The organism is Desulfonatronum lacustre DSM 10312, from assembly GCF_000519265.1.
Taxonomy (GTDB): Bacteria; Desulfobacterota; Desulfovibrionia; order Desulfovibrionales; family Desulfonatronaceae; genus Desulfonatronum; species Desulfonatronum lacustre.
In genome coordinates this window covers 2,317,390-2,330,942 of sequence record NZ_KI912608.1, presented here as the reverse complement: position 1 = coordinate 2,330,942, position 13,553 = coordinate 2,317,390, and the positions used below count along the sequence as shown (strand labels likewise).

General features: G+C 61.0%; 10 protein-coding genes and 1 tRNA gene. 6 read left to right on the top strand and 5 right to left on the bottom strand.

Translation table 11 applies throughout. The annotated features are described in order from the left end of the window. Positions 1-23: 23 nt before the first annotated feature. A complete protein-coding gene (gene murA, locus DESLA_RS0111035) occupies positions 24-1,277 on the bottom strand; it encodes a UDP-N-acetylglucosamine 1-carboxyvinyltransferase (RefSeq protein ID WP_028572484.1) in 1,254 nt (417 codons plus the stop codon). 316 nt (positions 1,278-1,593) lie between these two features. On the opposite strand from murA, the gene DESLA_RS0111030 reads away from it, so the two are divergent. From DESLA_RS0111030 to DESLA_RS0111015, 4 genes are all read left to right on the top strand, one after another. After that, positions 1,594-1,669: transfer RNA gene (locus DESLA_RS0111030), tRNA-His, on the top strand. Between the two features lie 219 nt (positions 1,670-1,888). Further along, the gene (gene ahcY / locus DESLA_RS0111025) at positions 1,889-3,196 is read left to right on the top strand and encodes an adenosylhomocysteinase (RefSeq protein WP_028572483.1); all 1,308 of its coding nucleotides are present in this window, start codon (positions 1,889-1,891) and stop codon (positions 3,194-3,196) included. Then, a complete protein-coding gene (locus DESLA_RS0111020) occupies positions 3,196-3,777 on the top strand; it encodes a 5-formyltetrahydrofolate cyclo-ligase (protein ID WP_035261727.1) in 582 nt (193 codons plus the stop codon). Before ahcY ends, DESLA_RS0111020 begins: the two co-directional genes overlap by 1 nt. Beyond that, the gene (locus DESLA_RS0111015; protein WP_028572481.1) at positions 3,774-4,544 is read left to right on the top strand and encodes a purine nucleoside phosphorylase YfiH/LACC1 family protein; all 771 of its coding nucleotides are present in this window, start codon (positions 3,774-3,776) and stop codon (positions 4,542-4,544) included. The genes DESLA_RS0111020 and DESLA_RS0111015 overlap by 4 nt, the downstream gene beginning before the upstream one ends. Positions 4,545-4,605: 61 nt before the next feature. On the opposite strand, the gene DESLA_RS21790 is transcribed toward DESLA_RS0111015, so the two are convergent. The 4 genes from DESLA_RS21790 to rplM all read right to left on the bottom strand — a co-directional run bounded on the left by DESLA_RS21790 (position 4,606) and on the right by rplM (position 8,980). Then, on the bottom strand, positions 4,606-6,783 hold the full coding sequence (locus tag DESLA_RS21790) for a transglutaminase TgpA family protein (RefSeq protein ID WP_051434608.1): 2,178 nt from the start codon (positions 6,781-6,783) through the stop codon (positions 4,606-4,608). After that, positions 6,780-7,745 (bottom strand): DUF58 domain-containing protein, encoded by a 966-nt coding sequence (locus tag DESLA_RS20090; protein ID WP_051434607.1) that lies wholly within the window; start codon positions 7,743-7,745, stop codon positions 6,780-6,782. The genes DESLA_RS21790 and DESLA_RS20090 overlap by 4 nt, the downstream gene beginning before the upstream one ends. Before the next feature lie 401 nt (positions 7,746-8,146). Beyond that, a complete protein-coding gene (gene rpsI, locus DESLA_RS0111000) occupies positions 8,147-8,539 on the bottom strand; it encodes a 30S ribosomal protein S9 (RefSeq protein ID WP_028572480.1) in 393 nt (130 codons plus the stop codon). A 12-nt stretch (positions 8,540-8,551) separates the two neighbouring features. After that, entirely contained in the window at positions 8,552-8,980 is a 429-nt protein-coding gene (gene rplM, locus DESLA_RS0110995) for a 50S ribosomal protein L13 (RefSeq protein WP_028572479.1), read from the bottom strand. Between the two features lie 612 nt (positions 8,981-9,592). Here rplM and DESLA_RS21785 point away from each other — a divergent pair. Together DESLA_RS21785 and DESLA_RS0110980 are read left to right on the top strand one after the other, a co-directional pair. Then, complete coding sequence (locus DESLA_RS21785) at positions 9,593-11,815, top strand: PAS domain S-box protein (RefSeq protein WP_211239051.1); 2,223 nt, start codon at positions 9,593-9,595, stop codon at positions 11,813-11,815. 56 nt (positions 11,816-11,871) lie between these two features. Then, positions 11,872-13,416 (top strand): sensor histidine kinase, encoded by a 1,545-nt coding sequence (locus tag DESLA_RS0110980; protein ID WP_156932936.1) that lies wholly within the window; start codon positions 11,872-11,874, stop codon positions 13,414-13,416. Positions 13,417-13,553 lie beyond the last annotated feature (137 nt).

Sequence of the window (13,553 nt, the reverse complement as noted above, 5' to 3'; positions counted from 1 at the left end):
GCGAACGTGGGCGCGGGATAAGCTTACTGGGCCACGCGACGAATTCGTGCCCCTACCTGGGACAGTTTGGCTTCCAGATCCTCGTAGCCTCGGTCCAGGTGATAGATCCGGCGGACTTCCGTGGTGCCCTTGGCCGCGAGACCGGCCAGGACCAGGGAGGCGCTGGCCCGCAGGTCCGAGGCCATGACCGGGGCCCCGATGTAGTGGTCCACGCCCCGGACCAGGGCGTTCTGGCCGGAGACCTTGATCCGCGCACCCATCCGGACCAATTCCTGAACGTGCATGAAACGGTTCTCGAAGATGGTTTCCTTGATCGTGCCCGAACCCTCGGCCAAGCCCATTAGGGTCATAATCTGGGCCTGCATGTCCGTGGGAAAGCCGGGAAAAGGCTGGGTCATCACGTCCACTCCCACCAGATCGGCCCCGCGCTTGGCCAGGACGCCGGTCTTGCCTTCCTGGAGCCAGACCCCCATTTCCCGCAGCTTGTAGACCACGGCGTCCAGGTCGGCCATGGAGCAGTTCTCCAGATAGAGTTCTCCGTCCGTGATCACCGCAGCCACCAGGAAGGTTCCGGCTTCGATCCGGTCCGGCATGACGCTGAATTCGGCACCGGTAAGCCGTTCCACCCCCTGGACGCGGATGATGCTGGTGCCTTGGCCCTGGATCTTCGCGCCGCAGGCGTTCAGGAAATCGGCCAGATTGGTCACCTCGGGCTCCCGGGCCGCGTTTTCCAGGATGGTTTCGCCTTCGGCCAGGCTGGCGGCCATGAGCAGGTTTTCCGTACCCCCCACCGTGGGGAAATCGAAATGAATGTGCGCTCCCTTGAGCCGGTCGCAGCGGCCGATGATGTTTCCGGCCTCCAGGTCGAAGGTGGCGCCCATTCGCTCCAGGCCGCGCAGGTGCAGGTCCACTGGTCGGGAGCCGATGGCGCAGCCGCCGGGCAGGGCTACCACGGCCTTGCCCAGCCGGGCCAGCAGCGGCCCCAGGCAGAGCACCGAGGCACGCATGGTCCGTACCAATTCGTACGGAGCCTCGGGAATCAGATTCTCCCCCACGCAGGTGACCACGGTCTCGCCGTTCTGCTCTGCCTCGCAGCCCAGAAGGCGCAGCAGTTGGAGGGTCGTGGCGATGTCCTTGAGCTTGGGAACGTTGCGCAGGCGGATCGGGCCCTCGGCCAGGATGCAGGCCAGTAAAATGGGCAGGGCCGCGTTTTTCGACCCACTGATCCGTATTCGCCCATGCAGGGGGACGTTCCCTTCGATGATCAGTTTATCCAAAATATCCTCCGGAGTATTCTTTATGGTTAAGGTATGGGGTGTGACGACAGGACAGATTTGTTCTCGCACTACGGGCGCACTGAATCGGTATCGAAATCGAAATCGTGATCGAAATCGATTTCTGGTAACTTTCCGATTTCGATAGCGATTTCGATTCCGATGATTGCTGGCCCACCCTGGGGGTTCCCTTTGAACATGCTGCAATCTACCGCTCTGAAATTATAGAGATTTTGCAGAGAACAAAATGGCCCTGGGTGTGACGACGCATCCCCTTGACGAGAAGACGATGTTTCGCTTAAAAGTTGTCTCTTACACGGTGGGTGTAGCTCAGTAGGTAGAGCACCTGGTTGTGGCCCAGGCGGCCGCGCGTTCAAGTCGCGTCATCCACCCCATGCAATTCAAGGGGTCAATCCGGACACGGGTTGACCCCTTTTTGCTTGCCCGCGCTTGACCCGTGGGGGGATATAGGTTTTTCTCGTTTTTTTCAAACACGACCGTCCCGCCCGATCCGGTCCAAGCTCGATCAAGCCAGGCCAGGCTCAAACGGTCCCGATGGGGCCCGCCCCTTGTTTCATCTTCATTTTTTCGTCAAGCGCAAAGGAGTACGACCAATGACCAGAATTCCTGATACTACCACGGACTGCAAGGTTCGCGACATGTCCCTGGCCCAATGGGGCCGCCAGGAGATCGAGATCGCGGAAACCGAGATGCCCGGGCTGATGGCCCTGCGCGAAGAGTTCGGTCCGTCCAAGCCCCTGACGGGCGCACGCATTGCCGGCTGCCTGCACATGACCATCCAGACCGCGGTGCTCATCGAAACCCTGATCCACCTGGGCGCCGAGGTCCGGTGGAGTTCCTGCAACATCTTCTCCACCCAGGACCATGCCGCCGCGGCCATCGCCGCCGCCGGGATTCCGGTCTTTGCCTGGAAGGGCGAGACCGAGGAGGAATACTGGTGGTGCGTGGATCAGACCATCCAGGGCCCGGACGGCTGGACCCCGAACATGCTCCTGGACGACGGCGGCGACCTGACCCAGGTGCTGCATGAGAAACGCCCGGAACTGATGAAAGGCGTGCGCGGCCTGTCCGAGGAAACCACCACCGGCGTGCACCGCCTCTACCAGATGGAAAAAGCCGGCACGTTGATGTGCCCGGCCTTCAACGTCAACGACTCCGTGACCAAGAGCAAGTTCGACAACCTCTACGGTTGCCGGGAGTCCTTGGCCGACGGGATCAAGCGGGCCACGGACGTGATGGTGGCCGGCAAGGTCGTGGTGGTGGCCGGATACGGGGACGTGGGCAAGGGCTGCGCCCAGGCCATGCGCGGCCTGGGGGCCCGGGTACTGATCACGGAGGTCGACCCGATCATCGCCCTGCAGGCGGCCATGGAAGGCTACCAGGTGCTGACCATGGAAGAGGCCGCGCCTCTGGCCGACATCTTCGTCACGGCCACGGGCTGCCGGGACGTGGTCACCCGGGCGCACATGGACGTGATGAAGGACCAGGCCATTGTCTGCAACATCGGTCACTTCGACCTGGAAATCGATGTGGCCGGAATCCGCGAATTGAACTGGATCAACATCAAGCCCCAGGTGGACCACATTGTCTTCCCGGACGGCAAGCGGATTATCCTCCTGGCCGAAGGCCGGCTGGTCAACCTGGGCTGCGCCACGGGCCACCCTTCCTTCGTGATGTCCGCCTCCTTCACCAACCAGGTCATCGCCCAGATCGAACTGTGGACCAACCCCGACAAATACGAGAACAAGGTCTACGTCCTGCCCAAGCTGCTGGACGAAAAGGTGGCCCGGCTGCACCTGGGCAAGCTGGGCGTGGGCCTGACCACCCTGACCACGGCCCAGGCCGACTACCTGGGTGTATCCCAGGACGGCCCCTACAAACCGGAATACTATCGCTACTAATGGACAAGGCCGCGTTGCGCCGCGGGTTGCGGGCCCGGCGCGAGGCGTCGGCCGCGGCCCCGGCGGTCCACGAGCTGATTCTCCACCGGGTTCGCGGCCTGCCCGAGTGGGCCCGGATACTCGGCGGGGCGCGGACCGTCCTGGTCTATCTGCCCCTGCCGGGCGAAGTGGACACGTGGCCGCTGATCCAGGAACTTTGGGGCCGGGGTGTCCGCACCCTGGCCCCTTGCTGTTGCCCGGAACGCTTCGGGGATATGGATTTCCTGGAATTTCGGTCCAAAGACGAACTGCTGCCCGGCCGCTACGACATCCTTGAGCCGGACCGCCGGGTTTGCACCCAGTGCGCTCCGCACGACGCGGACGCCGTGCTGGTCCCGGCCCTGGCCTTTGACCGCGACGGATACCGGCTGGGCTTCGGCGGCGGCTACTATGACCGCCTGCTTTCCCGGCTCGATCCACACATCCTGACCATCGGCCCGACCTTCCACGACACCCTGCTGGACCACCTGCCCCGGGAAGCCCACGACCAGCCCGTGCGCGTGGTCTGCACGGAGCGGGAAACCATCCGCCCCCCGCGATGACCATCATCCCCTTTTCCTTTCCCGGCCTGCCGAACATCCAGGCGGCCTTCACCACCCGGCTGGGCGGCGTGAGCCAAGGGCCCTACGCCGAGGCCAATTTCTCCCTTGAAGTGGGGGACGAGGACGCCAGGGTCCTGGCCAACCGTCAGATTCTGCAACGTAGGCTGGACTTCGGCCACTGGTTCGAGACCAGGCAGGTCCACGGCGTGGAAATGATCATCGAACCAGGCCCGCCAAGTGCGGGAACGGATGCGGGAACGGGTGATGACGCCGTCTCCCCGCGCCCCACCCTGGAGGCCGACGGCTCGGCCACCTCCCGCCCCGGTCTGGCCCTGATCGTGAAAATCGCGGACTGCCAGCCCATCCTCCTGGCCCATCGGGGCGGACGGCACGTGGCGGCCCTGCACTGCGGTTGGCGCGGCAACCGCCAGGGCTTCCCCCAAAAAGGCGTAGCCGCGTTTTGCCGGGCCTACAACCTTCGTCCCGAAGACGTTCTGGCCGTGCGCGGCCCCAGTCTGGGACCCGGCGCCAGTGAGTTCGTCAACTTTGAATTGGAATGGGGCGACGCATTCCTCGACTACTTCGACTCCGAAGCCAAAACCGTGGACCTCTGGCGGCTGACCCGGGATCAACTCCTGGCCGCCGGCCTCCGCCCGGCCCACGTCTTCGGCCTGGACCTCTGCACCGCCGGCCTGCCTGAAACCTTCTTCTCCTACCGCCGCGACAAGACAACCGGCCGTCAGGTCGGATTGATCCGGATCGCCTGATCCAGTGCCGTCAGGTAGCACGGCAGGGCGCATATTCCGACCTCATCTCTCGCGGTTCTGGTCAGTTCGGCTTGGGGCGAAATGCGCGAACCATCCGGATCAATTCGTCCTGTTGGGCCTTGAGAGAGGCCGTGTCCGAGGCAAACGACGGGGACGCCCCGTAGCGCAATCGGATGTAGCCCTCGCTGACGGCCATGATTGATTCGGCCAGGTCCGGGCGCAGCCCGGCGGCTCGAAGGGCGTAATCTCTTGGCCCTTCCTGAGGAAAGCGGGGGATGCCGATTTTGGCCAGACGGCGGCAGAACCTGGCGTAGGTTGTGTCCAGGACGTCCTCGGGCGGGCGTGAGCGGAGCAGGATCAAACCGTAGACCAGGGCCGCGGCGACAAAGCTCAGGCTCAGGGCCAGGGCCAGGTGGCCGAGGCGTTCCAGACGGGTTGTTCCGGCCAGGCCGAAACGCTCCAGAAAACGGCGCTGCCGCTCGAAGCCGAAATCCAGGACCCATTGATTCCAAACCGTATTGGCCGCGTCCCAGCCCTGGGTCAGGCCGCGCCAGGCGCTGATCACCCACCCCATTTCCCGGCTGGAAAGCACTCTGGGCATGTCGATATTCGGCACCAGGGCCCCGGCACCCACATCGATCCGTTCCGGTGCGAGCACCGTGGTCGGATCCACACGGGTCCAGCCGGTTTCCTCCAACCAGACTTCGCTCCAGGCGTGGGCGTGATACTGCCGGATCACGAAGTAGTCTCCCAAGGGATTGCGGTCCCCGCCCTGATAGCCGACGACCACCCGGGCCGGAATGCCGGCGGCGCGCATCAGGAAGGTGAAGGCCGATGCATAGTGCTCGCAATACCCGCTCCGGGTCCGGAACAGAAAGTCGTCCACGGCCTCCTCGCGCAGCAAGGGCGGACGCAGGGTGTAGTCAAAGGTCTCGTCGCGGAAGAAATCCAAGGCTTGGTCCACCACGGTCCGCTCGTCCATGGTCGTCGTGGCCCAACTTCGTGCGAGTTCCCTGGCCCTCTCGTTGCCGGAGGGCGGAAGCTCCAGGGCACGAAGATGCTCTCCCGACGTCGGGGCGTCCGTCTCGAATTCCAGGGCCGCCTGGAGCTGAAACCGGGCGCGGCGACGCAGCTCTTCGGATATCACCAGCCGATAATCCGGAGCCGGTTCGAGTTCTTGAACCGTGAGCCCCTGAGGGGCTGGAAGGGACGCCGGAGTCGCTGGGAGTGACGTGTCCGGGTCCGTGGCAGGCATCGTGCCAGGGGGCGTCTCGGGGGGCGTCTCGGGCAAGGCGTCCGACGATGTTCCACGTTGCCTTCCCTGGTTGCCTTGCAGCGGCATTTCCAGGACCGGAAGCCACCGCTGGCCATGGGCTTCCATGGTCAGGACGTATTCCACGGGCTCGCCCAGGGGCCGGACCTGCCACTGTCCGGACTCCCGGCCGGATTCTCGGTCGGATTCGCCGACCCGCCACGTCCGCCCGTCCGTTTCCCAGAGCACCAGGGCTCGCCAATACATCCGGCCGACCGCCGGCGGTTGATCGTCAAAGGTGACCCGGAAGACCACTTCCGAGGATTGCAGCAGTTCGCTGATGTCTCCCGGGCTCATGGTGTCGCTGAGCCCGGTCAGCCCGGTTCGCGGGGTCTGGAACAGGCCCCAAAGTGAGCCGGGCAGGCGGGGAAAGAGCACGAACAGGATCAGCATTACCGGCAGGGCCTGGAGCAGCAGGACGCTTGCCTGGCGCAGCCGAAATCGCGGATCGGTCTGGCTGGCCGGGTGGGCGACGCCAACCAGGGCCGCCGTGGCGATCAGCACGACCAAAATCATGTATCCCGCCACCAGCAGGCTTTGGCTGTGCAGAAACTGGAGCAGCACCAGCAGGTACGTCATGAACAGAATCTGGATCTGATCCCGGCGTCCCTTGGCCTCAAAGGGCTTCAGGGCCAGCAGGAGCAGGAGCAGGGCCGTACCGGGTTCCGGCCCCAGCAAGTAGCCGAAGCTGAAGTAGACGCCGCCGACGCAGCCCAGAGTCAAGGCGAACCGGATCATTCTGGACGGCGTCAATCCTGGGCGTTGCAAGGTGGAGAGCCACAGGCTCCATAAGCCGACGCAGGTCAATCCGATCCACGCCGGATATCTGGCGAAATGCGGCAACGCGGCCAGGAAGGCCGGCCCGAGAATCCAAACCCAGGAGCCGAGGGGATCACGCAGGAGGGTTCGCGAGGCACGGATCATCATCGCCGGACCTCGTCGACTGGCTCTGAATCAGGCATGGCGAACAGCGCCAGGGCCGTCAGGCAGGCGTGCATCTGGCGCGGTCCGTTGCCCACGGGGATGCGTTGGCCGGGAATCCGCAGACTGTAGCCCTGCCCGGCGGCCTCCGCGTCCAGCACCAGACGGCAGAGTAGGGACAGCTTGGCCTCGGTCTCCTCGCCGGGCAGGGCGTTCCAGTCCAGCACGATATCCTCCTGGCGGGCGTCGTCGGCGAACTCCTTGGATACCAGCTCCGTGCCCCTGGCTACGGCCTTCCAGGCGATCCGACGCAAGGGGTCGCCCATCTGATATGCACGCAAGCCATGGTATTCCTCGCCTTCCAGGGTGTTTCCCGCCCGTGGACGGTCCTCGCCTTGGTCCAGGGAAGCGCTTTGTTGATCAAAGACGGAAGCCCTCGGATCCGGGGCCGGGTACACCACGCAGCGCAATGGCAGGGCGACCCAGGACCAGGCCCGGAACAGGCCCAGGGGGAAAACCGTGGCGACAACGATCCGCTTTGGCCGCAATGCTCCTCGGGTGGCCGCGGGCAAGGACGGAAGAAATATCTGCTCTTCGGCGGCGGGGACGTCTTTGAGTGGTCCGGTATCGACCCGGGCCCAACCGACCTGAATCCCGTGACGCGGCCACCGGCTCGGGTTGGTGACCGCGACCGGAAATTCCGCTCGGCCGCCCGCAAAAACCGGCGATGCCGCACCGTGGCTGATCAGCAGCCCGGAGAGACCGCGATGGGTGTGAAAAATACCGACCAGGGCGATGCCGGTCAGCAGGAAAGTCAGGAGATAGCCCGGCGGATTGTTGTAGTTGATGGAGATCAGCAGCAGGACGACCAGCAGGATGAAAAAGGTCGTTCCGGTTTTGGTGGGCAGAATGTAGATGCGGTTGGTCCCCAGCCGTACTGGGAGGTGGTCACTCCGTCTGTTTTTCATGGAGGGTCGTGTGGCATTTTGTTTTATCCTCCCTGGAAGGGAGAAATCGTAGAGCCGGTGGTTTTAACCACCGGGTTTGGGCATAGAATTGGCTTGAGTTCTGAAAGGACGATATTTTATGCCGAGAAAGTAAAAAAATGTGTAACTACTCAGCACAGAGAGTAATTCTGCTGCCGGGGTCGGAATCGGAATCGGGATCGGAATCGGGATCGAAAACGCTGGGATGCGTTCTAAATTCTTCATGTTTCGATTCCGACTCCGATAGCGAAGCGCCGACCCCGATACCGATTGCCGGAGCAAGAGCGGACACAAAATGTACTGAGTAGTTACAGGCAGAAAACAAAAAAGGCGGACCTCTCTGGAGAGATCCGCCTGAAAAGCAATGTCGAAAAGGGCGGATATTACCGCTTGGAGTACTGGAACCGGGCTCGGGCGGAACGCAGGCCGTATTTTTTGCGTTCCTTGATCCGGGCGTCCCGGGTCAGCAGGCCGGCGCGCTTCAGGGTCGGCCGCAGTTCTAAGTCAAAGGCCAGCAGGGCGCGGGAAATGCCGTGGCGCAGGGCCTCGGCCTGTCCGGCAACGCCGCCGCCGTCCACGGTGGCCTTGATGTCGAATTTGCCCAGGGTTTTGGTCAGGTTCAAGGGCTGGCGCACGATCATCCGCAGAGTGGCCCGGGGAAAGTATTCGTCAAAGGGCCGATTGTTCACCAAGATTTGTCCGCTTCCGGGATAGATGCGGGTCCTGGCAACGGCGGATTTCCGGCGTCCGGTTCCGTAGAAGAATTCACTGCTCATGCGCGACCTCTCTTAAAAATCCAATTGTTTCGGCTGTTGTGCCGCATGGGGATGCTCGGTGCCGGGGTATACCTTCAGCTTTTTCAGCAACGCGCGCCCCAGACGATTCTTGGGCAGCATGCCCTTGACCGCGTGCTGCAGGACGTGCTCGGGTTTTTTCTGGAGCATGGTCCGCAGCTTGGTCTGCTTCAGGCCGCCCATGTAGCCGGAATGGCGATTGTACATCTTCTGATCCAGCTTTGCGCCCGTAACCTTGACCTTCTCAGCATTGACCACGACGATAAAATCACCGTTGTCCATATGCGGGACGAATTCAGGCTTATGTTTTCCACGCAGGCGCATGGCGATGGTGCTCGCCAGGCGGCCCAAAATCTTGTCTTCGGCGTCGACCACGTACCATTCGCGGTTCAGCTCCGCCGCTGTCGGGGAATATGTCTTCATGCGCTCCGTCTCCTCGTTCAGAACTGAAAGAGGAAGCCTATAAGCGGAGAGGGTGAAGTCTGTCAAGCCGGAAGTCGGCAAAAAGCGCAACCTTCGCCCGATGTCATCGGATCTGCTTGAAGGTCTTCCTGCCTTTGCCTGGAATTCCAACGGTAGCCCCCGCCTGAGCGTGTTTGTGTCCACGCGGAATCTTGTTTGGATTCTGCCATCGGCAGTTTGATACATATTGCGCCAATCAGAAATCCTTTGAAAAAGGACATTTCAGGTTGTTTCATTGTGATTTGTTATTTGGTAGGAATCACGAAGAATCGGAAAAAATGTATCTCAGGTATTCCAATGCGCCGGGTGGACACTTTGATCATGGATTGCGGTTGTCGCTGTCTTTTGCTTGCGCGCCCTGCGGGAAAAGCCCAGGGAACCGCATGATGATCTCTTCGTGCTACCCCCCTCCCTGAGCGGTATGCTGGGCATGTTCAAAAGCAAGGCGAAGCGGGTGCGTGAAGCGCGTATATTGGAACAGTTCGCCGAATCCGTTCTTTCAGAGTCGCGGATGGCGAGGCGGGAGACGAGATGAACAACGTCGAGAGGTTGGCGCATTCGTTCGGCAGCCGCGTGAGATACCTTCGTCTGCTGAAAGGCATGACCCAGGCGGAACTGGCCGGGAAGGTCGGGCTGAGCGTCAAGCATATCGGGCGGATCGAGCGAGGTGAGGCCGTTCCATCCTTTCCGCTCATTCCGAACCTTGCCCAGACCTTGGGCACGACGCCTTTGGATTTTTTCCTGCATTTCGAGCAGATTCCCTCGCCCACCAAAACTTTGGACGCCTCCTTTCAGGTCCCGACATCCAACTCTTATGCAAAGCCGTGTTTCGCGATCCGCTTGGCGACCTGGGCTCTGGGCGGGCCGAGCCTGAAGCCGTTCTGGTCCGAGTCTTTGTACGCCTTGCTCGGATACGCGCCTTTTTCCGTCAGCCCCACGGTCAAACGATTCCTGAAGCATGTCCGTCCGTCCCGGCAAGAAGCCGTAGCTCGCTTTCTGGAGGCGACGCGTCATGGGCAAGCGGATTCCGGCATGCTGGTCGAGATCGTGACCAGGCATGACCAGGAGCGCACGTTGATGCTCAATCCGGACACGTTCCGGCCAAGCCTGCAAGACCCGCCGATACCGCAACTGGTCGTTCAGGACGTCACGGATTGCGTGGCCTTGAATCAGACGGTCACGCTGCGCCAGGGCGAGCTGGAAGCATATGTGCTCCAAAAAAACCAGGATATTTCCGAGGTAGCGGGCAAGTTCAAGCTGGAGGCCGAGCAACGGAGACAGGCCGAGAAAGGACTGCGCATCTTCGAACAGATGGTGGATAGCTCCCACGACGCCCAGGCGTTTATCGACGCCGATGGGGTAATCATCGCGGTCAACAGACAATATGAAAAACTGGCGGGGCTTTCCGCCGATGAAATCGAGGGCAGGCAATGGTCCGAATACCTGATCGACTATTGGGGCAGGGAGGACTTTGGGGGCGCGATGCGGTCCAGAGCCGAAAAAGCGCTTGCCGGTGAAGAGCAGGGCTCCTTTCACGAGTGGCGAATCTACAGGGGCGGCAGGCGCAGATACGTTCACGTGATTTTTACTCCCTGCCGGAAGAACGGAGACGTGGCCGGCGTAGTGGTCACGGTCCATGATCTGACCTATTTCATGGAGATTCATGAACGTCTCGGAGCGCGCGAGCGTTTGCTGCAGCAGATGTTGGAAACGGCCAACGAAGGCATTGTTCTTGTTGACGCGGAACAGCGGATCACCTTTGGCAACGCGAAGATCGGCGAGTTGGTGGGCCACGGCGTTGAAGACCTGGTCGGGACCAAGGCCCTCGATCACCTTCATCCGGAGGAATTGGAGCGTACGCATGCTGAAATTGCCAATCTCCGTTCCGGAAAGGACATCCGCTACACCACAAGGTTGATTCACGAGACCGGACGAGAGATTTGGGTTCTGATTTCCGCGTCGCCCATCTTCACTGACCAAGGCCAGTACAAGGAGGCCTTGATCATGCTTATCAACCTCACGGAGCTGAAGAACGCGGAAGCGGCTCTTGAACGCAAAACCCGCGAGCTGGACGCTTTTTTCATGGAGTCGCTGGATCTCATGATCGTCTGCACAGAGGATGGTTCAATCATCAGGCTGAACCAAGCCTGGGAACGGATTCTCGGGTGGCCGCCGGATGACTTCATGGGATTGCGGTACTTGAACTTTCTTCATCCTGAGGATGTGGAGTCCGTAAAGCGGCTCTTCATGGAACTCCCTGAAAAAAAGCATATCTTTTCCTTCATTGAGCGATACCGCGCACGCAATAGCGAATGGAGGACCATCGAGTGGCATTGCCAGCATCTTGAGGGCTATATCTTCGGCACGGGGCGGGACATCACCGAAAAGGTCGCGATGGAGCGGAAGCTGCTGGATAATCGGTTACTCATGTCCGCGGCGGAGCGGGTCGCCCGGTTCGGCGCATGGTCCGTGGACTTGGCGACGAACAAGGTCACTCTCTCCGGACAGGCCGCCGCGATCCACGGCATGCCCGAAGGCTACGCCCCCACCGTGGAAGAGGCCATGGATTTCTATCCCGGCGTCTGGCGGGAAAAGATCGCGGAGACATTCGGCAAGTGCGTCCGGGAAGGAACGTCCTTTGACGAAATGATGGAGTTTGTGACCAGGCAAGGACAGCGGATCTGGATTCGTACGAGGGGCGAAGCGGTGCGTGACGAATCCGGAGTTATCGTGCGGGTGGAAGGGGCGCTGCAGGATATTACCAGCCTCTGGGATCTTTTGCGACGCCTGGAATAGGAAGCCGAATCGGCACGGCGTTTCATGGAGTCGGGGGGTTCGTCGGAGGAGGAAGAGTGAAGGTCACGGAGTCGTTCGTTACGACGATGCAGGCCGAAGGTGGAGCTTGTCGGATCGGACTTCAGGAGTGCCATGACACCCTGATGCACGCCCCTATCGGCATTTTCACCTCCGTGCCCGAGGGCCGGTACGTTTCGCTCAACCCGGCCATGGCCCGGATGTACGGCTACGAGAGTCCGGAAGAGATGCTGACGTTGATCCGGGATATCGCGACCCAGGTGTACGTCGATCCGGCGGACCGTGAACTGCTTCTGCGCCTTCTCGAACAAAACGGCGAGGTGCTCAATTATGAAAGCCGTCGGCTGCGCCGCGACGGCTCCATGTTCTGGGTCTCCTTGAATGCCCGGATCATCGTGGACCCAAATTCGGGCGCCGTTCGCTACCAAGGCTTCTCCACGGACATCTCCCAGCGCAAGCTGGCCGAACAAGCGCGGCTGGAAAGCGAGGAACGCTTCCGGCTGTTGTTCCAGAACGCTCCCATGCCCTACCAGTCCTTGGACGAGAAGGGCAACTTCCTGGACGTCAACCAATCCTTCCTGCATGTCCTCGGCTATTCCCGCGAGGAGCTGATCGGGAAAAACTTCGGAGACGTCCTGCATCCGGACTGGGTCGATCACTTCAAAACCAATTTTCCAAAATTCAAGGCTATCGGCGAAATCCTCGGGGTTGAATTCGAGATGGTCAAGAAGGACGGCTCGACCATTCTCGTCTTTTTCAACGGCAAGATCCAAAAAGACGCCCAGGGCCGGTTCCAGAGAACGCACTGCATCTTTCAGGACGTCAGCGAACAGCGTCGAGTCGAGCAGGCCTTGGAAAAGAGCCGAGAGGAATTGAAGGCTCTTCTGGCGGACAAGGATAAATTTTTCTCCATCATCGCCCATGATCTCAGGTCTCCCTTGTCCGGCCTGCTGGGATTGGCCGAGATGATGGGCCGGGACGACGGCGGTCTGTCCCCGAAAGAGCTGCGGAATATCGCGAAGATCATGGGCAAGACCGTGGGCGATCTTTTCGCGTTGCTGGAGAATTTGTTGGACTGGTCACGGATGCAGCGAGGGTTGACGGCATTCGAGCCGGTCCCGTGCGTTTTGCGCGAGGTGATCGCCGCCAACATAGGGCTTCTCCGTCCGTGGGCCATCCAAAAAGAGGTCGTCCTGAGCAACACGGTGGCCTCGAAGTTGGTCGTTTCCGCGGACCAGGCCATGCTCAACACGGTGATCCGCAACCTGCTCTCCAATGCCCTCAAGTTCACGGAGCGTGGGGGAACGGTGAACATCCGCGCGGTGGAAGCGAATGCCGACGTCACCGTCGCTGTTCAAGATTCCGGTGTGGGCATGGACCGGGAAACCATGGAAGGCATTTTTTCCATGACCAGAAAGACGAGAAACCGCGGAACCGAAGGAGAGAGCGGCAGCGGTCTCGGGCTGTTGCTCTGCAAGGAATTCGTGGAGCGGCACGGCGGCCGGATCTGGGCTGAAAGCGCGCCTGGTCTCGGCTCGACCTTTTTCTTCACGCTTTCGCAAGACAAAATCAGGGAGGCATAGTTATAGTTATACCAATTCTACTTCGGCAATGCGTTATTCGCTTGAGAAAATGCAGTTATCGGGATCGGCGTCGGTATCGGGATCGGGATCGGGATCGGGATAGATACTGTTTGTTCGCCAATAATCCTAATTCGACC